At 62.9% G+C, this 25247-nt stretch carries 17 protein-coding genes; 8 read left to right on the plus strand and 9 right to left on the minus strand.

The annotated features are described in order from the left end of the window. The 8 genes from CR103_RS02625 to puuE all read right to left on the minus strand — a co-directional run bounded on the left by CR103_RS02625 (window position 1) and on the right by puuE (window position 14933). A complete protein-coding gene (locus tag CR103_RS02625; RefSeq protein WP_099914456.1) occupies window positions 1–1692 on the minus strand; it encodes a bifunctional metallophosphatase/5'-nucleotidase in 1692 nt (563 codons plus the stop codon). Window positions 1693–1832: 140 nt separating this feature from the next. Then, a complete protein-coding gene (locus CR103_RS02630; RefSeq protein ID WP_099914457.1) occupies window positions 1833–5252 on the minus strand; it encodes a TonB-dependent receptor in 3420 nt (1139 codons plus the stop codon). A gap of 536 nt (window positions 5253–5788) precedes the next feature. Continuing rightward, window positions 5789–7330, minus strand: coding sequence for an amidohydrolase family protein (locus CR103_RS02635; protein ID WP_099914458.1), 1542 nt, complete (start codon window positions 7328–7330; stop codon window positions 5789–5791). A gap of 377 nt (window positions 7331–7707) precedes the next feature. Further along, window positions 7708–9030 carry a guanine deaminase gene (gene guaD / locus CR103_RS02640; protein WP_099914459.1) on the minus strand — a complete coding sequence of 441 codons (1323 nt, stop codon included), beginning with the start codon at window positions 9028–9030 and terminating at the stop codon, window positions 7708–7710. 22 nt (window positions 9031–9052) lie between these two features. Continuing rightward, the gene (gene xdhC, locus CR103_RS02645; RefSeq protein ID WP_099914460.1) at window positions 9053–10051 is read right to left on the minus strand and encodes a xanthine dehydrogenase accessory protein XdhC; all 999 of its coding nucleotides are present in this window, start codon (window positions 10049–10051) and stop codon (window positions 9053–9055) included. Then, complete coding sequence (gene xdhB / locus CR103_RS02650; RefSeq protein ID WP_099914461.1) at window positions 10051–12396, minus strand: xanthine dehydrogenase molybdopterin binding subunit; 2346 nt, start codon at window positions 12394–12396, stop codon at window positions 10051–10053. The genes xdhC and xdhB overlap by 1 nt, the downstream gene beginning before the upstream one ends. Continuing rightward, window positions 12393–13886 (minus strand): xanthine dehydrogenase small subunit, encoded by a 1494-nt coding sequence (gene xdhA, locus CR103_RS02655; protein ID WP_099914462.1) that lies wholly within the window; start codon window positions 13884–13886, stop codon window positions 12393–12395. The genes xdhB and xdhA overlap by 4 nt, the downstream gene beginning before the upstream one ends. Window positions 13887–13970: 84 nt before the next feature. After that, window positions 13971–14933 (minus strand): allantoinase PuuE, encoded by a 963-nt coding sequence (gene puuE, locus CR103_RS02660; RefSeq protein ID WP_099914463.1) that lies wholly within the window; start codon window positions 14931–14933, stop codon window positions 13971–13973. 109 nt (window positions 14934–15042) lie between these two features. On the opposite strand from puuE, the gene uraH reads away from it, so the two are divergent. The 8 genes from uraH (at window position 15043) to CR103_RS02700 (ending at window position 24324) form a co-directional block, all read left to right on the plus strand. Further along, a complete protein-coding gene (gene uraH / locus CR103_RS02665) occupies window positions 15043–15396 on the plus strand; it encodes a hydroxyisourate hydrolase (protein WP_099914464.1) in 354 nt (117 codons plus the stop codon). Window positions 15397–15504: 108 nt separating this feature from the next. Further along, on the plus strand, window positions 15505–16065 hold the full coding sequence (locus CR103_RS02670; RefSeq protein ID WP_099914465.1) for a ClpP family protease: 561 nt from the start codon (window positions 15505–15507) through the stop codon (window positions 16063–16065). A 248-nt stretch (window positions 16066–16313) separates the two neighbouring features. Beyond that, window positions 16314–17531 (plus strand): porin, encoded by a 1218-nt coding sequence (locus CR103_RS02675; protein ID WP_502510104.1) that lies wholly within the window; start codon window positions 16314–16316, stop codon window positions 17529–17531. 8 nt (window positions 17532–17539) lie between these two features. Continuing rightward, on the plus strand, window positions 17540–17947 hold the full coding sequence (locus tag CR103_RS02680) for a type 2 periplasmic-binding domain-containing protein (RefSeq protein WP_099914467.1): 408 nt from the start codon (window positions 17540–17542) through the stop codon (window positions 17945–17947). Between the two features lie 79 nt (window positions 17948–18026). After that, entirely contained in the window at window positions 18027–19577 is a 1551-nt protein-coding gene (locus CR103_RS02685) for a methyl-accepting chemotaxis protein (protein ID WP_099914468.1), read from the plus strand. Window positions 19578–19737: 160 nt separating this feature from the next. Beyond that, window positions 19738–21024: an HlyC/CorC family transporter gene (locus tag CR103_RS02690; RefSeq protein WP_099914469.1), complete on the plus strand. Its 1287-nt coding sequence runs from the start codon at window positions 19738–19740 to the stop codon at window positions 21022–21024. Window positions 21025–21365: 341 nt separating this feature from the next. Beyond that, window positions 21366–23090 (plus strand): type IV-A pilus assembly ATPase PilB, encoded by a 1725-nt coding sequence (gene pilB / locus CR103_RS02695; RefSeq protein ID WP_099914470.1) that lies wholly within the window; start codon window positions 21366–21368, stop codon window positions 23088–23090. 7 nt (window positions 23091–23097) lie between these two features. Then, window positions 23098–24324 carry a type II secretion system F family protein gene (locus CR103_RS02700; protein WP_099914471.1) on the plus strand — a complete coding sequence of 409 codons (1227 nt, stop codon included), beginning with the start codon at window positions 23098–23100 and terminating at the stop codon, window positions 24322–24324. Between the two features lie 415 nt (window positions 24325–24739). Here the strand turns inward: CR103_RS02700 and CR103_RS02705 are convergent, their stop codons facing one another. After that, a complete protein-coding gene (locus CR103_RS02705) occupies window positions 24740–25216 on the minus strand; it encodes a hypothetical protein (RefSeq protein ID WP_099914472.1) in 477 nt (158 codons plus the stop codon). Window positions 25217–25247 lie beyond the last annotated feature (31 nt).

Raw genomic sequence — 25247 nt, forward strand, 5'->3', positions numbered from 1 at the left:
TTAGTTTACTCTTTCAATGCGCGCAGAAGGAAGAGCCGGCGCCGCCAATGCCGCGCCAGCGGCGCCAGGCTGGTTCCTGGCCAGGTAGCCGATCAAGGCTTCGAGGTCGAGGATGCGGGTGTCGGCCTTGTTGGCCGCCTGCCTGAACGCCGGGTAGCCGTCGCCGCCTTCGGCCAGGAAGTTATTGGCCACCACCTTGTAGGTCCTGGCGTCGTCGAGCGGCGCACCGTTGATCCGCACACTGCCTGGCACCACGCGCTGGCCATCCGGCCTGGCGTTGTCCCATTGGTAGTACAGGGAGCGCGACACCTGCAGCATCGCACGGCCCGAGGCACGCAGCCACTGTTGCTCGAGCACTGCGCGCAGCTGGGCGCCGGTCATGTCCATCACCACCAACGTGTTCGAGAAAGGCAGCACAGCCTGTGCCTGGCCAAAGGTCGCAACAAGGTTCTCGGACACGTCGAAATCGCTGCGCAGGCCGCCCATGTTCATGAAGCCGACCTGCACGCCCTCGGCGCGAGTGGCATCGACGACGGCGTCGGCAACCAGGTTGCCGAGCGCCGATTCGCCCGCATCGTTCATCCGGCGCGCGGTGCTGCGCTGCGCCACGCGCGCAACCGGCCGCGCCAGCGCGGCCGAACTTTGCGCCTTGACCGCGGCGAGGTAGCCGGCCACTTTCGGGTCGGCCGGGTATTCGCCCGGCCGCACCGCCACGTTGCGCACGACGACGTCACGCACGCTGCCGCTGGCCGGATCGATCGACAGTTTTATGCGCGACAGCACATGGCCGCCCATCTGCGCCTGCGTAATGGTGCGCCCGCCTGCCTTGCATTGAAAACCGCTGTGGCTATGGCCACTGATGACCAAGCGGATGGCCGGGTCGAGCCTTTCGGCGATGCCCACCACCGGCCCTTTGAGTTCGGTGCAGTCGGCCTGGTCGAACGGCTCGGTGGTGTTGCCGCCTTCGTGGATCAGCGCCACGAACACGCTTGCTCCTTGCGCGCGTGCCTGCACCAGCGCGGCGTTGATGGCGTCCGCTTCGTCGGTAAACGCCAGGCCCTCGATGCTGGAGGCCAGCACCACTGACGGCGTGTTTTTCAGCACCGCGCCGATGAAGGCCACCTTGACGCCCTTGACCTGTTCGATCGAGAAGGCCGGCAGCAGCGGCTTGCCGGTGACCTTGTCGATCACGTTGGCGCCCAGGTAGGTAAAGGCGGCGCCGCGGAAATCGGGCGCTAGCTTGCAGGCTTTACCACCGGGTTCGCCCTGGCAGCCGCCATGCTGCTTGCGCAGCAGTTCGGCGCGGCCCAGGTCGAATTCGTGGTTGCCGACCGAGCTGAATTTCATGCCGAGCATGCTCAGTGCGACGATGCTCGGCTCGTCGGCCCACATCGACGACATGGCCGGCGTACCGCCCACCAGGTCGCCGGCACCGACCAGCACCAGGTCCTTGTCTTCGAGCCTAAAAGCCTGCAGGGCGGCGGCCAGGTTGTCGATGCCGCCGGCCATGATGGTGTTTTCCTTGCCGTCGCGCGCGCTGGTGTAGACGAATTTGCTCGCCTCTAAGTGGCCGTGGAAGTCGTTCAATGCGACCAGGTTGATCTCGATCGGAGCCGGCGGCGTGGGCGCCAGCGGGGCGCAGCCGGCGGCGAGGCAGGCGACGACGAGCAGGCAGAGCGGGGTTTTAATCATAAGTTGGAAGCATAAAGAAGTTTTCGGGGCAGCGCCAGCACAGGCTGCATGGCGGCGGGAGGCGCCGTCAATACAAAGCGGCGCGCAATAAAAAAGGGCTGGTGTCGCCACCAGCCCCTCGTTTCAATCAAGCGGATTCCTTAGAAATCGTACTTGAAGGTAGCTTGCACGGCCCACTGCGATTCGCCCTTGGCCTGACGAACGTCGAGGTTTTCCACTTGCGGACGCACGGCGTAAATGTACTTGCCGGTGGCAGCATCGGTACCGACATAGTCGACGAAGCTGCGCGCCAGACCGCCATTGCTCTGGAAGCCGACTTCATTGATACGGCCCCATTTTTTGTTCAGCAGGTTACCGAAGTTAAGGAAGTCGAGGCTGAAGCTTGCCTTGTTACGGGCAAACAGGCCTGGAATTTCCTGGCTGATGCGCAGGTCGATGCTGTTGGTCCATGGCGAGAAGTCGGTGTTACGGCCGACGATACCACCAGCTGAGCGGCTGAGCACCTTGTTGGCATTGACCACATCCCAGAATTTCTGCTCGTTGCCATGGCTGGTGGCGCTGTCGCCAGCGAACAGCACGTCGCCCGAACCAAAGGCCTTCGGAATGTACATGCGGTCATTGCCACCGAGGCCGTCACCGTTCAAGTCGTTGTTGACGGTCCAGCTGAAAGGCTTGCCCGAACGACCTTCATAGAACACGCCGAAACGGGTGTTGTAGGTGCTGAAGAACTTCTTCTGGAAGTTGAACAAGGCGTTGATACGGTCCTTCACCAGGTAGCTCGAATTGGTGGCGGTGTTTTCATTCGGATTGAATACCGAGCGACCGTTCCAGTTCGAGGTCGACACCGACGAAGTCAGCGACGACACTTCCGTCGAGGTGGTCTTCGTGGCAGCGATCGACCAGCCATAGCCTTTGCTCAGCGGACGCGAGAACGACACGGTGCCGACATTGGCGCTGCCCAGATCGGTGCCTTTGGCGAGCATCACGTTACCGTAGCTCAGGTTGCTCAAAGCCTTGCTGGTGACGCAGTTCGGCGTGATGGTGACGGTGCCATTACTGGCCACGTAGCAGCTGGCCCGGTAGCCGCCGGCGTTGTAGTACAGATTACGACCGTCGGTACCGATCCTGGTTGGCGCGCCCAGGTTCAGGCTTTCGTAGTAAATCGCATCCTTGTTCTTGGTATGCAGAAATTCAGCCGAAAACACGATATTTTGCCATGGCAGTTCGGTATCGAACGCGATGTTGGCTTTCCACACTGCTGGTTGGTGGAAGTTCGGGTCGAGGAAGTCGACGTTGGAGGCCGGGGTGGCGCCAACAACCGATGGCTGGCTGTCCGGGTTGGTGCTGAAGGTATTGTCGGCGGTCGGGCACTTGGTGGCGCCCGTGCCGGAGCAGGTGATGATGCGCGACGCCACGCCAGGGTTGGAAAACTGGTTCGACATCCACACGGCCGCTGCAGCGCCCTGGAACAGGCCGACACCGCCGCGCAACTGCATGGTGCGCTCGGTCGGCAGTTTCAGGTTGAAGCCAATACGCGGCTGCACCAACTTCTGGCCGTCAATAGTCTGGGTGTTGTCGTAGCCGAAGCCGCCCGACTGGCGCACGCCGGTGGTGGCGTTACCGGCCACCATCGGTGCAGCAGCGGCACTGTTAGCCAGCGGACGGCCGGTGACGCCGTTGTAGTCAACGCGCACGCCGCCCGTGAGGGTCAGGCTCTTGTTGACGTTCCAGGTATCCTGCACGAACACGCCGGTGTCTTGCAGGGCGAACTGGGCGACGGCGTTGGCGAGCGTACCGCCGGCAACCGCTTGCTGCACCGTGTACGAACTTGGACGGCCACGCGAAAAATTCTCCAGCACGGCCGCTTCGATTTGCGCGGTGCTGCCGGTGGCGCACTTGAACCCGGCCAGGCCGGCCGAAGTGTAGGTCACGTCGTCGCGGCAGCCAAATGTGTAGTTGCCGTTGATGTTTTGCAGGAAGGCGTTGTAAATCTTGGTGCTGGTGTAGTCGCTGCCAAACTTGATTTCATGATCGCCACGGGTCCAGGTGCCGCCCGCATACAGGTCGCGGGTGTCATTGCGCAGCACGTTCAAGTGGCGGCTCGACTCGGTACCGGCGTTGATGAAGCGGTTACCGACCGGGGTGCCGGGCGCCGCGCCTGCAGGCAGTGGGCCGCTCAATTGCAGCGAAATGGCCGGCAGGCGGGTGCTGTTGGTCGGCATCGAATCGTAGTCGCGCGTCGAGTACTTGAACTCGGTCGAGAAATTCGGGGTCCAGTCCGACAGCACCTGGCCGACGATGGTCTCGATGCTCTTGCCCTGGTTGTAGAACTGCGAGGCAAGGGTGACGCCGGTGGCGGAGAAGCCCGGGTAAATCGGGTCGGCCTGCGAGGTCTTCGAGTAACGCACGCTGGCGCGGTGGTTATCGTTGATGTTGTAGTCGAGCTTGATCATCTGCTCGCGCGAGACGAACTGGGCCCCCTCCGGCACCGCGGTGGTGCCGAGGTCGAGGCCATAACGGGACTGGCCGATCGCGCGGGCGCTGTCGATCGACGACTGGGTGATCGGCACGGTGGTGCCGGCATTGCTACCGACCTGGCCGAATCCAGGCGCGGAGCGCGAGCTCTTCGACTCTTCCAGCAGGGCGAACAGAAACAGTTTGTCCTGGATCAGCGGGGCGCTGACATAACCACCCTTGGTGGTTTCCTTGAATTTCGGCGCTGCGACATAGGTGTCGGAGGTGATGTTGTAACGGTCGCCCACCAGGCGGTCGTCGCGGGTGACGTAGTAAATGCCGCCCTTGACGTCGTTGGTGCCGGACTTGGTCACGGCATTGATGTTGGCGCCCGTGTAGCCTTTTTGGGTGACGTCGTAGTTGGCGACGTTCACTTGCACCGACTGGATCGCTTCGATCGAGATCGGCTGGCGCGCAGTCGGCGAGCCATTGCCTTCCAGGCCGAAGGTGTCGTTGACGGCCACGCCATCGATGGTGATGGTGTTGTAGCGCGAGTTCTGGCCGGCGACGGAGATTTCGCCACGTTCCTTGTCGGTCTGCGACACGCGCGGGTCAGCGCGGGCGTAGTCTTGCAAGTTGCGCTGGATCGATGCCTGGGTGGCCAGTTCGGTGGCGCCGATGTTGGTGCCCGAACCCATGGTATTGCGCGAGAATTTATCCGAACGGCTGGCGGCGCCAGTGACGGTCACGGTCTGGATCTGCGCGCCCAGGGTGGCGTCGATGGCAGCAGTTTCAGCCAACTGGGTATAGATGTCAGTGCGCTTTTCCGAAATACCGTTCTTGGTGATGGTGATCGTAAACGGGCCACCGGTACGCAGGCCGCGGGCGTTATAGCGGCCTTCGGCGTCGGTAGTGACGGTGCTGACGGAACCGGACTCGTTGTGCACGATCTGGACCGTGGCGCCTGCCGCCGGCTTGCCGTCGGCGCCAGAAATGCGGCCGGCGATTGCCGAGGTCGTGTTTTGCGCGAACGCAGGCGCGGTAGCCAGCGCGATCGACAGCGCGAGCGCCATCTTGGTCAGCTGGATCCGTTTGTGATTGATCATTGTATAATCCCTAAGATACAAATAGTTATGTGGAGTCCCCACCCGGCTTGTAGCCGTCGGAAAACTTCCCTGGTTACCGAGTACAAAACACCTTTGCCGCCACCTGTTGCGAGGAAAGCCATGCAATTTGCCGCGCGGAACTTGCAAGCATGACGTCTTGATATGTCATGTTGATGACAACATCGTCACAAACAGCGGCTGTACCTCGTTCGCTTATCAACTATGCATCACCCCCCCAGGCATGGCTAATACGTTTTGCCTGCTACATTTATATGAAAAAGCTATAAATGATCTTGAAGATTGGAAGCGAACGACAATTTTTACGACGCGAATAAGGGAAGTAACCGCTGACGGATTATAAAGGAGGCATTCTTGTAAGAAATTCTTTCCAGTAGAATTTCAGTTTTGCCACCGTGCAGTGTTCAATTGTGTCGCGGCATGACCACAAAGCTGCCGCCGACGTCTTTACAGCGAACAATTTCGTCGACAATGGGCACCGGCGTAAAGACGCCGGCTCATTCCCTGTAGCAGGGTAATCAGTGCGCCGCGTGGACCGCGGCTTTGCGTGCGGCCGGCGCGGCGGCCAGCGCCGCAATCTGCGCCTCGAAGCGGCTGAAACGCCCATCCAGCTGCTTCGTCAACCGTTGTTTTTGCGCATTTGGCAGGAAGGCATAGCGCACGCCGTTGTACGACAGCTTCTTCACTTCGGCATAGTCCGGCCGATAGCGGCTGGCAAACAGCACGTATTCGTTCGACAAGTCGTGGCGCGTAACACCGGCGTCGTCGGTCGACAGCACAAACGGCACGCCATGCTTGCGGTACAGGGTGACCGGATGGTTGGCGCCGCGCACGCCGTTGATGAAGCCGTTGCTGGTCAGGTTGACTTCGACCGGGATGCCGAACTCGCGCATTGTCTTCATCAGGCCGAGCGCGTTCGATTCGTGGGCCAGGTCGAGGCCATGGCCGATGCGATCGGCGCCAGCCAGGTTGACGGCCTGGTCGATGTGGAACTTCAGCCCCTCGGGTGGCACGTCGCCGAGCGCCAGTTCGCCGGCATGCAGCGCGACTTTCACTGTTGGGTAGCGGCTTTTCAAGAAGCCGAACATTTTCATGTGCAAGGTGTAGTCGCGCATCGACACGGCCTGGCTTTCTTGGCCGACGATGTTGACGCCGACGATCAGCTCGCTCTGGCCGGCTGCCTTGAAGCCGGCCACCATCGACGAAAACACCTGCGACGGCGCCAGCAGGCGCAGCACGTAGGCGTGGTAACGCATGGTGAAGTCGGCGTCGTCGATGCCGGCCGCGGCGGCGGCGATTTTCGCCACGTAGTCGGTTACGCCGCGGTTGAAGCCGGCGTCGCCCTCTAACTGGGCCAGCTGGCTGCGCATCAGCGCGGTAAAGCCGGCGTCGTCCTGGCCCTGTTGCCAGGCCTTCGCATCGAAGCCGGCGTCCGCCACGAAGGGCGCCAACTTGAACATGGTTTCGATGTAGCTGACGTTCTCGGCAATGGCGCGCGCCTTGAGCGTTTGCAGGCCGTCATTGAAATTGGCGTTCGAGACTGGGCCGAAAAAGCCGAAGGTCTGGAAGAACTGGCGATCCGGCGGCGGCTGGATCGCGCCGTGGTTATCAAAATCCTTGCTCGACCAGCGCTGCAGCAGTTCGCGGTAAGTAAAATCGTCGGCCACCAGTTCGCTCGACGACAGGCAGGTGCGGGCTGCCGGCGCCAAGGCGCGCTCGGCGTCGATGACCGCCTTGTCGGTCACCACGCGGTAACTCAGCTTGTTGACGCAGTAGCCCTGCTTGTCGAGAAATTCCACGTACTGCTCGGCGTACAACGAGCCCGAATAATGATGGTGCAGGTCGGCGCCTTTCGGCATCTGCGAGAAAAACATCGTCAGTTCGGCCAGTTGCGGTTCGTCGCCCTGGCCGCGACCGTGGCCGCCGAGCAGCGCGGCGAAATAGCGCGCCGTGGCCGCTTCGTTGCCCTTTGGCGCGGGGCCTTTGGCGTCGGCGGTGCCAGCCAAGCTGGCCAGGGCCAGGGCCAGGGAAACGGTGACGCTGTAGCGTGTCTTGTGCATTCGATGCTCTCGATAAATGGGTGCCGGGCTGTTGCGCGCTACTGTATAGGCTTCATGGCAGGTTTGCAATATCGAGCGGCAGAGCGATAAGGTGTTGCTTATTAGAACTTTTTTATAGGCCAGAGTTATAGCGCCACTGTGTTCCGGCAGCCTTTCGATGGCAATCAGCTCCCCCGGGGTCAGTTCCGACATTCGGACACGAGCCCAACATTAGACTCCCTTTTACGAGTCTCCCCCGGGGTCAGTGTCCGAATGTCGGAACTGCCCCCCGGGTTACTGACCAGTCCGTGTCCGAATGTCGGAACTGACCCCCGGGTTAGAATGTCGGAACTGACCCCCGGGTTACGAATGTCGGAACTGACCCCCGGGTTACTGGCTTAGGTCATCCCCGCCCGCTGGTGCACCAGCCGTCCACCTGAATAGGTAGCGCCGATGGCGCGGTCGTCGCCCAGCAGCGCCAGTGCGAACAGCAGTTCTTCGAGGTTGTTGCACTCGGCGCTGCGGCGCGCCAGCAGCGGCGTCGCCTGCAAGTCGACGACGATGAAGTCAGCTTCAAGGCCGGGCGTGAAATTGCCGATCGACCCTTCCAGGCGCATGCTGCGCGCCGCGCCCAGGGTGGCCAAATAAAACATGCGCGCCGCCGGCAGGTAGCTGCCCTTCATGCGCGCCACCTTGTACGCTTCGTTCATTGTGTGGAACATCGAGAACGAGGTGCCGGCGCCGACGTCGGACGCCAGCGACAGCGTCACCGAAGCGGCGTCGGCGCCTTCGAAGTCGAACAGGCCGCTGCCCAAGAACAGGTTGGAGGTCGGGCAGACCGCCACCGCGGCCCCGCTCTCGGCCATGCGCGCGAAGTCGCGCTCATCGAACCAGATGCAGTGGCCCAGCATCGTGCGCTGGCGCAGCAGGCCGACACTGTCGTACACGTCGAGATAGCTGCGCGAGGCCGGGAACAGCGACTGGACCCAGCGGCATTCGTCCGGGTTTTCCGACACGTGGGTCTGGATGAACGTATCCGGATAGGCTTGCGCCAGTTCGCCGGCCAGGCGCAGCTGGGTGTCGGTCGACGTCGGTGCGAAGCGCGGCGTGATGGCGTACAGCGAGCGGCCGTGCTTGTGCCATTTTTTGATCAGATCTTCGCTGTCACGCGCCCCGCCCTCGGCGGTATCGGCGAGAAAGTCGGGGCAGTTGCGGTCCATCAGGATCTTGCCGGCGACCATGCGCAAGCCGCGCGCCTCGCTGGCCTCAAAAAAAGCGTCGACCGACTCCTTGTGCACGGTGCAGTAGACCATCGCGGTGGTGGTGCCGCAGCGCAGCAGCTCGTCGAGGAAGAACTCGGCCACCTCGCGTCCGTGTGCCGGATCGGCGAACTGGCGCTCGGTCGGGAACGTGTACGTTTCCAGCCACGGCAACAGACCCGGCGCGGGCGAGGCGATCATGTCGGTCTGCGGGAAATGCAGGTGGGTGTCGATGAAGCCGGGCATGATCAGCTTGCCGCGGTAATCGACGACGTTCGTCCCTTCGGCCAGCAGTGGAGCCAATTGTGCATAGTCGCCGGCGGCGTGGATCTTGTCGCCGTCGACCAGCAGCAAGCCGTCCTCATGCCAGCAATAGGCATGTTCGGCGAACGCCGGGTCGGCGTGAAAATGCAGCAAGCTGGCTCGGTAAGCGCGCAGGTGAAGCGGTGTTGCTATCGACATCAAAGATACTTTCCCAATACAGTCATGCAGAGCCTACCAGCCGCATCAAAGGTGCGCCGGCGTCGGCGCGGCAGCCAGCTTCCCATAAAATCAACAATTGTGCGCACACCGAGGCGGCGATCACGGCCGGCTCCTTGCTGGTGATGCCGGCCAGGCCGATCGGGCACGCCATCGCCTCGATGCGGGCGCAATCGAAACCGCGCGCGCGCAGCCGGTGTTCGAACTGCTGGCGCTTGGTGTTCGAGCCGATCAGGCCGAACCAGCCGACGTCACCGCGCGCGAGGATGGCTTCGGCCAGGCGCTGGTCGAGCGCGTGGCTGTGGGTCATGACCAGGTAGCTGGCCCCTGGCGGCGCATCCGCCACCATCGATTCGAGCGCATCGGTCGCTTCGATGCTGACGTTGGCCGGAACGTCACGCGGGAACATGTCGTCGCGCTCGTCGACCCAGGTGATGGTGCAAGGCAGGTCGGCCATCGCACGCACAACGGCGGCGCCGACATGGCCGGCGCCGAACAGCACCAGGTGAGCGCGCGGCGCCGCCACCGGCGCCACCAGCCAGCGGCGGCCATCCTGTTCCTGCATGACGTGGGCGCCGCGGGTGCGCGTAAAGACGGGTACTGGCGCGCCGGCGAGCTGCCCGCCGGCGCCGTCGAACAATGCGCTGTCGGGCGCGCCATCCAGCGCGGCCAGGCGCCAGGTATCAATAGTGCGGCGCCCGGCCAGCATCCGCGCCTGTTGCGGCTCCACCAGTTCGAACGCCAGGTGCACCACCCCGCCGCAGCACTGGCCCAGGCTGGGACCGAGCGCGAAGCGTTCGAAGTGGCGCGCGCGCGCGTCAAGCAGCATGGCGCGGCCGATGCCGATGGCGCGCCATTCGAGGTGGCCGCCGCCGACCGTGCCGGCCAGTGCGGCTGCGGCCACTACCATGCGCGCGCCCGGCTCGCGCGGACCGGAGCCTTCGACGATGGCGACCGTCACCAGCACCGCCGGTTCGCGCGCCGCCAGGGTCCATTCGTCCATCATGCGGCTCCACCAATCGCCCCTTCAACGGCGGCGATCGACTTGAGGATTTCTTCGCAGGTCGCCGGCGCATTGAGCGGCGGGTTGACCTTGTGATCACCGACCGCTGAGACGGCGTCGCGGATAGCGAAAAAAACCGAGAACGCCAGCAGCAGCGGCGGCTCGCCCACCGCTTTCGAGCGGTGAATGTTGTCGGCGACGTTGGCGTTGTCGTACAGTTTGACGCGGAAGTCTTGCGGGCAGTCCGACACGGCGGGAATCTTGTAGGTCGACGGCGCATGCGTCATCAACTTGCCGGCGCTGTTCCACCACAACTCTTCGGTGGTGAGCCAGCCCATGCCCTGGATAAAAGCGCCCTCGACCTGGCCGATGTCGATCGCCGGGTTGAGCGAGCGGCCGGCGTCGTACAGCACGTCGGCGCGCAGCAGCTTCGATTCGCCGGTAAGGGTATCGACGACGACTTCAGAAACAGCTGCGCCGTAGGCAAAATAGGAAAACGGATTGCCGCTCATGGTTTTTGGATCCCAGTGCAGGCCAGGGGTCGCATAAAAGCCGTCGGACCACAGCTGCACGCGCGCCAGGTATGCCTTTTGCACCAGCTCCGGGAAGCGCACCTGGCGGCCGTTGACGAACACCGTGTCGGCCGCGAAGCACACCGCCTCGATGTCGCCGCCATACAGCTTGACGGCGTAGGCGGCCAGGCGGTTGCGGATCTGGCGCGCCGCATCCTGCGCCGCCTTGCCGTTCAGGTCGGCGCCAGTCGACGCCGCCGTGGCCGAGGTATTGGCCACCTTGCTGGTGTCGGTCGCGGTGGCGCGCACGTTGGCCATGTCGACGCCCAGTTCGTGGGCCACCACCTGCATCACCTTGGTGTTGATGCCCTGCCCCATTTCGGTGCCGCCGTGGTTGACCAGGATAGAGCCGTCGACGTAGACGTGGACCAGGGCGCCGGCCTGGTTCAGGTGGGTGACGTTGAAGGCGATGCCAAATTTTACCGGCGTGAGCGCGAGACCTTTCTTGAGCACCGGGCTGGCGCGGTTGAAGGCGGTAATCGCTTCGCGGCGGGCGCGGTAGTCGCTCGATGCTTCGAGTTCCGCCGCCAGTGCGTCGATGACGTTGTCGACGACTACCTGGCCGTACGGCGTGACGTTGCGGCCCTCACCTTCCTTGCCGTAAAAATTGAGGCGGCGGATGTCGAGCGGGTCGCGCCCGAGCTTGCGGGCGATGTCGTCGATCACGTATTCGATGGCGATCGCGCCCTGCGGTCCGCCGAAGCCGCGAAAAGCGGTGTTCGACTGGGTGTTGGTCTTGCCGCAGGCGGCGCGGATGTCGACATCCGACAGATAATACGTGTTGTCGAAGTGGCAGACCGCGCGCGTGGCGACCGGCCCCGACAGGTCGGCCGAGTAGCCGGCGCGGGTCACCATGTCGACCTTGGCGGCGAGGATACGGCCATCCGCGGCGTAGCCGACCTCGTATTCGTAATGAAAGCAGTGGCGTTTGCCGGTGACGAGCATGTCGTCGTCGCGGTCGGCGCGCAGCTTGACCGGACGTTTCAGTTTCGCCGCCGCGATCGCCGCCGCCGCGCACCACAGTGCCGACTGCGATTCCTTGCCGCCGAAGCCGCCGCCCATGCGCCGGCATTCGACGACGATGTTATGCGAGTGGACGCCGAGCGCGTGGGCGACGACATGCTGCATCTCGCTCGGGTGCTGGGTCGAGCACAGCACCAGCATGCCCTTGTCTTCCTGCGGCACCGCGTAGGCGATCTGGCCTTCCAGGTAAAACTGCTCCTGGCCACCGACGTACAGTTCGCCTTTGACAAAATGGGGCGCAGCTTCGTACGCCTGGCGGTAATCGCCGCGCGTCAACCGCATCGGCGGCAGCACGTACGACTGCGCTGCCTTGGCCGCCTGCGGCGTCAGGATCGCCGGCAGGTCTTCGTAGACGATGTCAGCCAGGCGGGCGGCGCGGCGCGCCTGGTCGTGGGTGGTGGCGACAACGATAAACATCGGCTGGCCGACGTACATGACGACGCCGTCGGCGAAAATCGGGTCGTCGTGGATGATCGGGCCGCAGTCGTTCAGGCCGGGGATGTCGCTGGCGGCGAACACGTTCACCACGCCGGCGGCGGCGGCTACCCTTGAAAAATCCGTCGCGACGATGCGCGCGTGCGGCTTCGACGACAGCCCGAGGGCGCCGTGCAAGGTGCCCTGCACTTCCGGGATGTCATCGGTGTAGGTGGCCTGGCCGAGCACGTGCAGCGCGGCCGATTCATGGGCGCGCGGGACGCCGACGGCCTTCCATGCGGCTTCTTTCAATCCTGGGACGCCGGCGTCGTTCATGCGCTCTCTCCTTCAGCGCGGGCGGCGAACACGTTGACTTCATTCGCAGTCAACGGCTGGTCGGCGCGCGTCTCGAACCAGAAACGGCGCAGCAGGTTTTGCGCGGCCTTCAGGCGGTAGGCGCTGGAGGCGCGCATGTCGGACAGCGGCGCGACATCCTCGGCCAGCATCGCCATCGCTTGTTTCAGCGTCGCTTCGCTCCATTGGCGGCCAATCAGCAGCGCTTCGGTGCGGGCGGCGCGTTGCGGCGTCGCCGCCATGCCGCCGAAGGCGATGCGGGCATCGGCAATCAGGTCACATTTACCCTCGCCGTCGAAACGAAACGCGAACGCCGCGCACACCGCCGAGATATCCTGGTCGAAGCGCTTGGCCAATTTATATGCACGGAACTGCACGCCGGCGCGCGGCATGGGCACCCGCACCGCCTGCACGAACTCGCCCGGCCTTACATCCTTTTGCTGGTAGCCGAGGTAAAAATCTTCCAGCGGCATGGCGCGCGTGCCGCTGGCCCCCCGCAGCACCAGTTCGGCGCCGAGCGCGATCAACCACGGCATCGAGTCGCCGATCGGCGAGCCGTTGGCGACGTTGCCGCCCAGGGTGCCGGCGTTACGGATCGGCCTCGATGCGAAGCGCCGCCACATCTCGGACAGCTGCGCCGGGTAGTGCTCGCACACTGCCCGGTAGGCGTCGTCGAGCGTGGCGCCGGCGCCGATCCCGATCGTGCCGGAAGCTTGCGTGATGGTCTTGAGCGCATCGACGTGGCCGATATAAATGATGTCGCCGATCTGGCGCAGCTGCTTGGTGACCCACAGGCCGACGTCGGTCGAGCCGGCCAGCAACAGCGCCTGCGGATGTTCGGCGCGCACCCGCACCAGTTCGTCGATGGTGCGCGGGGCGAAAAAGCTGTGGCCGCCGGCGCGGTAAGTGGCCATCGCATCACGCTTCAATGCCGCCAGCTGGGCCGCAAGGGCGGCACGGTCGAACCCGACGGGCGGCAATTCGCCCATGCGGCGCGCGGCGTCGATGATCGGGCGGTAACCGGTGCAGCGGCACAGGTTGCCGGACAGGGCGTCGTCGATCTGGCAGCGGCTCGGCTGCCTGCCGTCCTGTGTCAGGTACATGGCCCACAGCGACATGACGAAGCCGGGCGTGCAGAACCCGCACTGGGAGCCGTGGCATTCGACCATCGCCTGCTGCACCGGGTGCAGCAGGCGATCGGCTTGCTGTATGTCTTCCACCGAGAACAGCGCGCGGCCGTCGAGCGTAGCGGCGAACTGGATGCAGGAATTGACGGCCTTTAGCGCCAGCTCGCCGTTTTCCAGCGAACCGATGACCACCATGCAGGCGCCGCAGTCGCCTTCGGCGCAACCTTCCTTGGTGCCGGTGCAATGCAGGTCCTCGCGCAAATACTGCAGCACGGTGCGGGTTGGCGCGATGTCGGCGAGCTCGTGGACCTTGCCTTGATAATAAAAACGGATCGGTTCTGACATGCTTGCCTCGGTTTTCTCCCAGCTTGACAGCTTGATAGGTTAACACCACGGGCACGCTAGGTTATACCGAATCGATGATGTTGGTTATACCTTATTTTCCATACTAAAGGGGGTGGGGGCAGGATGAACCGCGCGCCAGTGCTCGGCGATGTCGATCCTGCGCGCGACCCACACCTTGTCGTGCCGTGCCACATAATCGAGAAAACGCGCCAGCGCGGCAGCCCTGCCCGGCCGGCCGATGATGCGACAATGCAAGCCGATCGACAACATCTTCGGCTGGTTTTGGCCGGCCGGATCGCCTTCGGCGTACAGCACGTCAAAGGCATCCTTGAGGTAATCGAAGAACTGGGTGCCGCAATTAAAACCCTGCATGGCGGCGAAGCGCATGTCATTGGTATCGAGGGTATAAGGCACGACCAGCTGCGCCCTGACGGTGCCTTGCACCGCAACCGGGTCCCAGAACGGCAGGTCGTCGCCATAATTGTCGGCGTCGTAGGCAAAGCCGCCGTGCTCGACGACGAGGCGGCGGGTATTTGGCGAATCGCGCCCGGTGTACCAGCCGAGCGGAGCAAAGCCGGTCAGTTCGCGCATGATGTGCACCGCTTCGGCCATGTGGGCGCGCTCGGTCGCCTCGTCGATGTGCTGGTACGAGATCCATTTCAGGCCGTGGCAGGCGATCTCGTGGCCCAGCTCGCGAAACGCCGCCACCGCCTCGGGATTGCGCTTGAGCGCCATCGCCACGCCGAACACGGTCAAAGGCAGCTTGCGCTCCTCGAACAGGCGCAGCACCCGCCACAGGCCCGCGCGCGAACCGTACTCGTACAGCGACTCCATGCTCATGTGGCGCATCGGAAAGGCAGCGCCGCCGATGATTTCGGACAAAAACGTTTCGGACGCGGCGTCGCCATGCAGTACGCTGTTTTCGCCGCCTTCTTCGTAGTTGAGGACGAATTGCAACGCGATCCGTGCCTGCCCGGGCCAGGCCGGATGAGGCGGATTGCGGCCGTAGCCGATCAGGTCGCGCGGGTAGTTATCGTAGGTGTTCATCAGGGCGCCGCTGGATGGAAGGACAATTTCCCATCATATAATGTTCGCAACAGGTAAAGTGATGATCTGCGCGATTTGCTGGTCCACCCCCGACAACCAAGGAAACCGAATGGGAAAACTCAGTACCCACGTGCTCGACACGACCCAGGGCAAACCCGGCGCTGGCGTGCGCCTTGCGCTGTTTGCCATCGAGCCGAACGGGCGTACCCTGCTCAAGACCGACGTCACCAACGCGGACGGACGCTGCAGCGCGCCGCTGCTCGAAGGCGACGCGATGCAAATCGGCAAGTACGAACTGGTATTTGCCGCCGGCGATTATTTCGCCGCCGAAGGCGTGGTCCTGCCCGAGCCGCGCTTTGTCGACCAGGTCACCATCGCGTTCGGCATCGCTTCGGTCGAGCAGAACTATCATGTGCCGCTGGTGGTGACGCCATGGTCGTATTCGACCTATCGCGGCAGCTGAATTTGCGCCTGCTTGCATGGACCGTGGACCGTGGCCCGATGATGCTATTGTTGATGCAACTGAGCGTAACTGAACGCAACTGAGCGCAACTGAGCGCCTGGAGAGCACATGGCCTTGCACATTGTTCACTTCATCGGGCCGATCAATCACAGTTCGGCCTGCACCATCCGCAACCTGTGCCTGCAGGCGCTGCAAAGCGGCGCCAGTGAAATCGAGTTGCACCTGTCCACCGAGGGCGGCAACATGACCGCCGGCTTCGCGCTGTACTTCTTCCTCAAGTCGCTGCCGCTGCCCTTGACCACCCATAATATCGGCAGCGTCGAGTCGGTCGGCGTGGTGATTTTCCTGGCCGGCCAGAAGCGTTATGCCTGCCCCGGCACCCGCTTCCTGGTCCACCCGCTGCACTGGGGCTTTGGCGACCTGGTCGCCGCCGACCATTCGCGCGTCACCGAATGGCGCGAATGCCTCGATTTCGACGCCGAACGCTACGCCACCATTTTTGAGGAAGCAACTTGCGACAGCCTGGCGCCGGACCAGATTCGCAATCACCTGTTTGGCAACGCCCGCATTTTCGACGCCGAACAGGCGCTGGCGGCCGGCATCATCCACCAGGCGGTGCAAGCCCGGCTGCCCGTTGCCGGCACCACTTCGCACTGGTGGAACGGCTAGCGCGGCAAATCGCCCGCCGATCGAGGTTTCCAACGAACAACGCAAAATCGCTAGATTGCGCTAATAACAACACATTGTGACAATATTCTTGCGGGAAGTGTTGTTGCTTCGATACAATTGTTAGATGACTTCGCGCCGGCCCGGACAATGCCGGCGCGCCCCTCCGATTTTTTCCTCCACCACGCGGCGCTGCCGCCAAGGCTTCCCCCACGCATAAACGTATTATTGCTTCCCTCCTGACCCTGCCGCTGGCGCTCTCTTGCGCCTATGCCCAGGATACCAGCGGCGCACCGGTCGTCACCATCAGCGGCTTCGGCACCGCGGCGTTGACGTTTACCGATACCGACAAGGCCGAGTTTGCCCGTCCCAACCAGTCTTCCGGCGCCGGCAAGACCGCCCGCACCGGCGTCGACTCGAACTTCGGCGTGCAAGCGAACGTCGGCATCAACGCTTGGCTGTCGGCCACCGCCCAGGGCCTGGTGCGCAAGGATGCGGAAGACGACTACGGCGCCGAACTGGCGTGGGCGTTCGTCAAGGCCAAGCTGTCCGACAACCTGTCGGTCCGGGTCGGCCGCATGGGCTTGCCAGTGTTCATGATCTCCGACTACCGCGACGTCGGCTACGCCAATACGATGCTGCGCCCGCCGTCGGAAGTGTATTCGCAAGTACCTATCAACTCGATCGACGGCATCGACGCCACCTGGCAGCAAAATGTTGGCGACACCACCTTGTCGGCCCAGCTGGCGTTCGGACGCACCAGCAACCGGATCAGCGCCAACAGCAGCGCGCCGCTGCACATGCACATTACCGCGATAACCGCGCTCAACCTGATGGCCGAACGTGGCCCGCTGACGCTGCGCCTCGGCCGCGCCGACGGCACCCTCGACCTGCAAGATTCGTCCAGCCTGAACTCGCTGCTGGGAGCGCTGCGCGCCACCGGTGCCGGTTACCGCATCGCCCAACTGGCGCCGCTGGCCGACGCCTTGTCGGTGACAAAGAAGAAGGCGTCGTTCACTTCGGCCGGGCTCGGACTCGACTGGAACAGTGTGCTGGTGCAGGCCGAATATACCAAGCGCAAGACCGACAGCTATGTCAACGACACCAATTCCTGGTACGCGATGGCCGGCTACCGTATCGGCAAATTCCTGCCCTACTATAGCCATGCCGACACCAGGTCCGCCGGCAACGTCGCCAACACCGTGCCGGCGGCTTGCCCGGCCGGCTACCCGGCCGCCTGCACCCCGACACTGCGAGCGCTGTCGGCCGGCGTCAACATCTTGAATACTCCGATCAACCAGAGCACCGACACGATCGGCGTGCGCTGGGACTTGTATCGCTCGGTGGCGCTGAAGGCGCAGATCGACCGCGTGCGTCCACGCGGCAATGCCGGCTCCTTGTTGCGCGCGGCGCCAGGCTTCACTGGTCCTGTCACCGTTGGCGCAGTTGCGCTTGACTTCGTATTTTAAGGACCCCTATGAAAATTTTGATTACAACTGCCCTGGTTACCGGCCTGCTCGTTGCCGCTGCCCCATCGTTTGCCGAAGTGGTTGCCGTGGTCGGCGCCAAAAGCCCGGCCGCCAGCATGACCAATGACCAGATTGCGCAATTTTTCCTCGGCAAATCGACAGCCATGACGCCGATCGACCAGCCTGACGGCTCGGCCGTGCGCAACGAGTTCTACAAGAAAGTGGCCGACAAGGAAGCCTCCCAGGCCAAGGCGCTGTGGTCCAAGCTGGTGTTTACGGGCAAGGCGACGCTGCCGAAGGAAGTCGCCGGCAGCGCGGACGTGAAAAAGGCCGTTGCGGCCGATCCGAAAGCCATCGGCTACATCGAGAAAGCCGCCGTCGACGCCACCGTCAAGGCGGTCTTGACGGCGCCGTAAGCCGACCGCGCCAAGCGCCCTATCAGGCCTGCCCTGCCGCTTCGCGGCATAGCAGGCCCTTTTCACATCAGGAAACACAATGAAAATCAAGCACAGGATTTGGTCATTGCCGGTCATCTCGACCATCATCTTCAGTCTCGGCGTGGCCGCCAGCGCGGTCATCGCAACGAGCGCGCTCGATTCGATCCACACCACCGGACAGGTCGACTATCCGGTGCTCGACGGCGCCAAGACGATCGCCCTCGACGTCGGCGCCGTGGCCGATGCGTTACGCGACGCCGTCAGCGAAGGCGACAAGGCGCGCATCGTCCAGGTCGGCGAACAGGCCGGCAAGCTGCGCGCCAAGCTGGCCGCATTCAGCGCCATCGACGGCCAGGCCGCCAACGGCGCGCGCCTGACGAAGGAATTCGACGCCTACTACGCGCCGGCGCTGTCGGCTGCCCGCATCATGCTGGAAATGGAAGCGGGCGATGCCCAGGCAACCGTGGGGCGCATGCAAACGGCGCTGGTCACGCTCAACCAAGACCTGGCCAAGACCAATGAAGCGGCGCAGCAGCAGTTCAAGGCCGGCATCGCCAATAGCGAAGCGAGCGTGCGCAAGGTTCTGAGCGCGACCGTGCTCACCGCGCTGATCGTCGTCGCCAGCCTGGCGCTGGTGTCGTTTTTTGTCGTACGGGCCATCTGGCAGCAACTCGGCGGTGAGCCGGAGTATGCGCGCCAGATTGCCCGCGCGGTCGCTGACGGCGACCTGTCGATGATGATCGTGACCGAGCCGAACGACCGTGCCAGCCTGCTGGCGGCGCTGCGCGACATGCGCGCCAAGCTCGGCACCATGGTGGCCGAAATCAAGCTGTCGGCCGAGACGATCCAGGCCGCCAGCTCGGAAATTGCCAGCGGCAATGCCGACCTTGCCAGCCGCACCGAATCGCAAGCGGCCAGCCTGGACCAGACTTCGCGCGCGATCGAGGTGCTCACCGGTACCGTGCGCCAGAATGCCGGCAACGCCAGCATGGCCAACCAGCTGGTGATTGACGCCTCCAGCATCGCCACCCGCGGCGGCCAGGTCGTCAGCGGCGTGGTCACCACGATGGGCGACATTAACGCCTCGGCCAAAAAAATCGTCGACATCATTGCCGTGATCGACGGCATCGCCTTCCAGACCAACATCCTGGCGCTCAACGCGGCGGTGGAAGCGGCGCGCGCCGGCAAACAGGGACGCGGCTTCGCGGTGGTGGCGGCGGAAGTGCGCAACCTGGCCCAGCGCAGCGCCGGCGCGGCCAAGGAAATCAAGGCACTGATCGGCGATTCGGTAGCCAAGGTCAACGCCGGCACGGCGCTGGTCGACGCCGCCGGCCTGACCATGGGGCAGATCGTCGAGTCGGTGCGCAAGGTGGCCGATATCATGGTCGAGATCAGTGCCGCCAGCCTGGAGCAGAGTTCCGGCATCGAAGACATCGGCCGGGCCATCGTCAGCATGGACGAGATGACCCAGCAAAATTCGGCGCTGGTTGAACAAGCGGCGGCCGCGGCAGAATCGCTGACCGACCAGACCACCCAGCTCGGCGAAGCGCTGGCGGTATTCAAACTGGCGACGTCCCAGCGCGCCCCGCTGGCACTGGGGCGCGGCTAACGCGGTCAAGCCCGGTGCGCGCACTGGTCAAACTTGCAAGGAAAGCGGGAGTGGCTTAGAATCCAAAGCTCTGCGGCAGCCGACAGGCGCCGAACCATTCTGGGCCCGGCCCGCTGCCGATGCCCCCTGCGTTTCCATGTGTGTTGTTTGTAGGTAGGCCGTGAAGACCGTGCCGCTCTGGGCGCTGGTAGCCGCGCTGATTGTCCTGGTCCTGTGTTCCGCTTTCTTCGCCATGGCCGAAACGGCGCTAATGGCGGCCAACAAGTACCGCTTGCGCCATCTCGCCAAGCGCGGCAACAAGGGCGCCATCACCACCCTGTGGCTGCTCGATCGCACCGACAAGCTGCTGTCGCTGGTGCTGATCGCCAATACGCTGATCAATGCGATGGCCACCGCGCTGGTGACGGCCTTCGCCATCTTGTTCTTCGGCCATGAAGACAGCGTGCTCGTCATCGCCATCGCGGCGGTCGCTTTCCTGCTGATCGTGTTCGCCGAAATCTCGCCAAAAGTAATTGGCGCCACCTACCCGGAAATAATCTCGTTGGCGGTGAGCCGCCTGCTCAGGCCCTTGATGAGCGCCGCCAAGCCGATCATCTGGTTCGTCAACCTGTTCGTCAACGTGGTACTGAAACTGCTGCGCGTCAAATCGGGCGGCCAGCGCCAGCAGCACCGGCTTTCGCCCGAGGAACTGCGCTCGATCGTGCTGGAGGGCGGCAACTTCATTCCGCAAAAGCACAAGAGCATCTTGCTCAACCTGTTCGACCTGGAAACGATTTCGGTCGAAGACATCATGACACCTCGTTCGCAGATCGAGGCGCTGAACCTGGCCGTGCCGGTGGACGACATCAAGCACCAGCTGACCACTTGCTATCACAACAAGCTGCCGGTGTACGAAGGCGAAATCAACCAGATTGTCGGTATCTTGCACGTTCGCAAGGCAGTGGCGCTGCTGAACCAGGACGAAGCATTGACTGTCGAGCATTTCCGCGCGCTGTTGAACACGCCCTATTTCATCCCCCAGGACACCGGCGTGTTTACCCAGCTCCAGTATTTTCAAGAAAACAAGGAACGCCTCGGCATCATCGTCGACGAGTATGGCGAGGTGCAAGGCCTGGTCACCCTCGACGATATCATCGAGGAAATGATCGGTGAATTCACGACCTCGGTGCCGGGCGCCTCGCGCAGCGAAACCTTTGGCTGGGACGCGAATGGCGAATGCCTGCTGGAAGGATCGACGCCGCTGCGCGATATTAACAAGCGGCTGGCAGTCAACTTCCCGCTCGACGGCCCGAAAACCTTGAACGGCCTGATGCTCGAACTGTTGCAGGACATACCGGAGTCGCCAATCAGCCTGAAAATCGGCACGTGCGTGATCGAAGTGATCCAGGTCCAGAACCAGTCCATCAAAGTGGTCAAACTAAGGCGTCCGTCGGCCGGCAAACGCTAAGTACTCGTCGAGAAATAAATGTGAGGTTTTGGCAAACAGAACCGGATGCGATGCAAGGCGGTCGGTGCGCCGCAGTGCGAGCACTGCAAGCAGCGGCCAACACAGCAGCGCGGCGGTTATGGACGCCAAAATGCACATTTATTTTTTGGCGGGTACTTAGGACCAGCGGCAGCCCGGCCCGTCCTTGCGCGCCCATGCCATTTCGTCTACGTGGTATGGATGCCTCTCTCGTGCGACAAACCCTTTACAAAAATGATGCTCAGAGGCATGATCCAATGCAGTTTGATCCGACCTTCCCCACCGGGACGGCCATCCATCGTCCTCCATAACCTCGCGCGCATATGGCAGCAGTGATCCAGAACACGGTGACAGGCACTCCGATGTCGGGATTGGCGCGTGCGCTGACGCAGGCCGGACGCCTGACGCCGGCCCAGGCCGAGGCGTTGCAAAAAAAGTCGGTGAGCGACAAGGTCCAGTTCATCGACAGCCTGGTTACCAGCGGCCTGATCGATTCGAGGGCGCTGGCGGTGTTCTGCTCCGAGACATTCGGCTACCCGCTGATGGACTTGCAGGCCTTTAACGTCGAACTGTTGCCGGCGAAGGTCATCGACGACAAGCTGATGCAGGCACAGCGCGTCATTGCGCTGGCCAAGCGCGGCAACAAGATGTCGGTGGCGATTTCCGACCCCACCAATACCCAGGCCCTCGACCAGATCAAGTTCCAGAGCGAAGCCTCGGTCGAGCCGGTGATCGTGCCGCACGACGCGCTGCTGGCGCTGCTGGCGGTGCTTGGCAAGAGCGCCCAGCAGAGCTTGCAGGAGCTGGCCGACGACGACCAGGAAATCGAGTTCGCCGACGACGCGCCCGCCACCGTGGCGCCGGACGCGGCCAACGACATCGAAGACGCGCCGATCGTCAAGTTCCTCAACAAGATCCTGATGGACGCGGTCAACCTGGGCGCCTCGGACATCCACTTCGAGCCGTTCGAAAAATTCTACCGGATCCGGCTGCGCATCGACGGCGTGCTGCGCGAACACGCACAGCCGCCGATCACCATCCGCGACAAGCTGGTCTCGCGCATCAAGGTGCTGTCCAAGCTCGACATTTCGGAAAAACGCGTGCCGCAGGACGGCCGCATGCGCCTGATCCTGTCGCCGGTAAAGACGATCGACCTGCGCGTCTCGACCTTGCCGACCCTGTTCGGCGAAAAAACGGTCATGCGCATTCTCGACGCCACCCAGGCCCAGATGGGCATCGACGCGCTCGGCTACGACCCGGACCAGAAAGAATTGCTGATGGAGGCGATCCAGCGCCCGTACGGCATGGTGCTGGTGACCGGTCCCACCGGTTCCGGCAAGACGGTGTCGCTGTACACCTGCCTGAACGTCATCAACAAGCCCGGCATCAACATCTCGACGGCGGAAGACCCGGCCGAGATCAACCTGCCCGGCGTCAACCAGGTCAACGTCAACGACCGCGCCGGCCTGACCTTCCCGGTCGCACTCAAATCGTTTTTGCGCCAGGACCCGGACATCATCATGGTCGGCGAGATCCGCGACCTCGAGACGGCCGACATCGCCATCAAGGCGGCGCAGACCGGCCACATGGTGTTTTCCACGCTGCACACCAACGACGCGCCATCGACGCTGACGCGGTTGATGAACATGGGCGTGGCGCCGTTTAACATCGCCTCGTCCGTCATCATGATCACCGCCCAGCGCCTGACGCGCCGCCTGTGCACCTGCAAGAAGCCGGTCGACACCAGCCGCGCGATCCTGCTCGCCGCCGGCTTTCGCGAAGAAGAGCTCGAAGGCGACTGGAAGCCGTACGGCCCGGTCGGCTGCGAGCGCTGCCTCGGCGGCGGCTACAAGGGGCGGGTCGGCATCTACCAGATCATGCCGATCACCCCGGCCATCGAAAAAATCATCCTTGCGCATGGCAATGCGATGGAGATTGCCGCCCAATCGGAACGGGAGGGCGTCAAGTCGCTGCGCCGCTCCGGCCTGATAAAGGTCAAGCAAGGCCTGACCAGCCTTGAAGAAGTGCTCGGCTGCACTAACGAATAGGAAAATCATGGCAACCTCATCGAAAGCCGGCTCCGCGCAGGTCAAGGAAATCGTCTATGCCTGGGAAGGCAAGGACAAGTCCGGCAAGACCGTGCGCGGCGAATTGCGCGCCGGCGGCGAGGCCGTGGTCAACGTCACCTTGCGCCGCCAGGGCGTGATGGTTACCAAAATCAAGAAAAAGAAATACCGCAGCGGCAAGAAAATCACCGGCAAGGACATCGCCCTGTTCACCCGCCAGCTGGCGACGATGATGAAAGCCGGCGTGCCGCTGCTGCAATCGTTCGACATCGTCGGCAAGGGCCATTCGAACCCGTCGATGTCCAAGCTGATCATGGACCTGCGCTCGGATATCGAAACCGGTACCAGCCTGAACAATGCGTTCCGCAAGTACCCGCTGTATTTCGACCCGCTGTTTTGCAACCTGGTCGGCGCAGGCGAACAGGCCGGCATCCTGGAAGACCTGCTGACCCGGCTTGCCATCTACAAGGAAAAGACGCTGGCCATGAAGGCCAAGATCAAGTCGGCCCTGATGTACCCGGTGTCGATCCTGGCGATTGCCTTCATCGTCACCGCCGTCATCATGATCTGGGTGGTGCCGGCTTTTAAGCAGGTGTTCGCCAGCTTCGGCGCCAACCTGCCGACGCCGACCCTGGTGGTGATGGCAATTTCCGAATTCTTCGTGGCATGGTGGTGGGCCATCTTCGGCATTTTGTTCAGCACCATCTACTTCTTCTTCCAGGCATGGCAGCGTTCGCCCAAGGTACAGCGCTTCATGGACATCGCCTTGCTCAAGGCGCCGATCTTCGGCAACGTCATTCGCAAGGCGGCCATTGCGCGCTGGACGCGCACGCTGGCCACCATGTTCGCCGCCGGCGTGCCGCTGGTCGAGGCCCTCGACTCGGTCGGCGGGGCGTCGGGCAACGCCGTCTACCTGGAAGCGACGCGCAAGATCCAGAACGAGGTGAGCACCGGCACCAGCCTGACTGTTGCCATGCAGAACGCCAACGTGTTCCCCAGCCTGGTAACGCAGATGGTGGCGATCGGCGAAGAATCCGGCGCCCTCGACGCGATGCTCGGCAAGGTCGCCGACTTTTTCGAAGAGGAAGTCGACGAAGCCGTGGCCGGCTTGGCGTCGCTGATGGAGCCGCTCATCATGGTCATCCTCGGCGTACTGATCGGCGGCATGGTGATCGCAATGTATTTGCCGATCTTCAAGCTTGGTTCGGTGGTGTGACGGCCGGGTTGTAGGTTCTCAGAAAAGTTTGCAGCTTCTCAAAAAACCTCGTAGTTCTCAAATAAGTCCTCGGCCCATACCGGACACGACACTTTACTGGCGTAGTACTGGTAATTCACCGTCCTTTAATCATTCTAATTATAGGTACTGGCACCTGAAACGGTCACACCACTCGGCAATTTCCTTGTGGCTGTAAGAGCTTGTGTCCGGATCAGCGCCGTGTCGAAGCACGTGTTCGGCGGCAGCGCGGGTGAGCCTTACGAGAAGTTCTCGCTTCTGCGCCGCGCCAGAAAAATGAATGGCCGGAGAGTGTGCCGGTCCATTGGACAGATTCGCGCCGTTCCTCATGACGCAGTCGGTGCCCGGTTCAACGCGCTGATGTTCGATACGTTTGGCCAGGCCTACGGTCTGTGCATCAGTATGCGTGTGTCGGTCTTGTTGCCAGCGTCACTACCGCAGCACCTGCGGCGACGATCAGCGCGTCTTCAATCAGTCCGCTACGGGTCTGACCTATACGCGCCATGGCCAGCTTACGGCCGGAAAGCGTCAAGTAGGCAAGCGGTACGGCGGTTGCCACCGCGACCGCTGCTCCGGCCCGCGCGTGCCCCTGTGGCGCCAACGCCGCACCGGCGATCCCAGCACTCATTATGCGTACCAGTAGCCCTAGAAACACAGTGCGGTCCGGCGCAGTTTTCATCTTGTCACCGAGCAGTTCTCCGACCCCTATCGCCAGCGCACCGGCTTTAAACAAAGGGCGATCCAGGAGGATTAGCTGCCCCGTCGTATGGCGGCCCGCAAGGCGTGCCGCCGCGATGGTGGCCATTGGCGTCATTGATCGCGCGCTTGCAACGGCGCCAATCAGAGCGGAGTACATCAGGCTGCGAATTTCCATCTTTGTTAACTCCCATGCAAGTGAAAGTTTC

The sequence above is a fragment of the Massilia psychrophila genome, from assembly GCF_002760665.1.
Classification (GTDB): Bacteria; Pseudomonadota; Gammaproteobacteria; order Burkholderiales; family Burkholderiaceae_D; genus JAFCUW01.

Bases quoted from the DNA above. Each gene is read 5' to 3' on its own strand.
- CR103_RS02625 (WP_099914456.1), bottom strand. From the start codon at position 1,692: ATGATTAAAACCCCGCTCTGCCTGCTCGTCGTCGCCTGCCTCGCCGCC.
- CR103_RS02630 (WP_099914457.1), bottom strand. From the start codon at position 5,252: ATGATCAATCACAAACGGATCCAGCTGACCAAGATGGCGCTCGCGCTG.
- CR103_RS02635 (WP_099914458.1), bottom strand. From the start codon at position 7,330: ATGCACAAGACACGCTACAGCGTCACCGTTTCCCTGGCCCTGGCCCTG.
- guaD (WP_099914459.1), bottom strand. From the start codon at position 9,030: ATGTCGATAGCAACACCGCTTCACCTGCGCGCTTACCGAGCCAGCTTG.
- xdhC (WP_099914460.1), bottom strand. From the start codon at position 10,051: ATGGACGAATGGACCCTGGCGGCGCGCGAACCGGCGGTGCTGGTGACG.
- xdhB (WP_099914461.1), bottom strand. From the start codon at position 12,396: ATGAACGACGCCGGCGTCCCAGGATTGAAAGAAGCCGCATGGAAGGCC.
- xdhA (WP_099914462.1), bottom strand. From the start codon at position 13,886: ATGTCAGAACCGATCCGTTTTTATTATCAAGGCAAGGTCCACGAGCTC.
- puuE (WP_099914463.1), bottom strand. From the start codon at position 14,933: ATGAACACCTACGATAACTACCCGCGCGACCTGATCGGCTACGGCCGC.
- uraH (WP_099914464.1), top strand. From the start codon at position 15,043: ATGGGAAAACTCAGTACCCACGTGCTCGACACGACCCAGGGCAAACCC.
- CR103_RS02670 (WP_099914465.1), top strand. From the start codon at position 15,505: ATGGCCTTGCACATTGTTCACTTCATCGGGCCGATCAATCACAGTTCG.
- CR103_RS02680 (WP_099914467.1), top strand. From the start codon at position 17,540: ATGAAAATTTTGATTACAACTGCCCTGGTTACCGGCCTGCTCGTTGCC.
- CR103_RS02685 (WP_099914468.1), top strand. From the start codon at position 18,027: ATGAAAATCAAGCACAGGATTTGGTCATTGCCGGTCATCTCGACCATC.
- pilB (WP_099914470.1), top strand. From the start codon at position 21,366: ATGGCAGCAGTGATCCAGAACACGGTGACAGGCACTCCGATGTCGGGA.
- CR103_RS02700 (WP_099914471.1), top strand. From the start codon at position 23,098: ATGGCAACCTCATCGAAAGCCGGCTCCGCGCAGGTCAAGGAAATCGTC.
- CR103_RS02705 (WP_099914472.1), bottom strand. From the start codon at position 25,216: ATGGAAATTCGCAGCCTGATGTACTCCGCTCTGATTGGCGCCGTTGCA.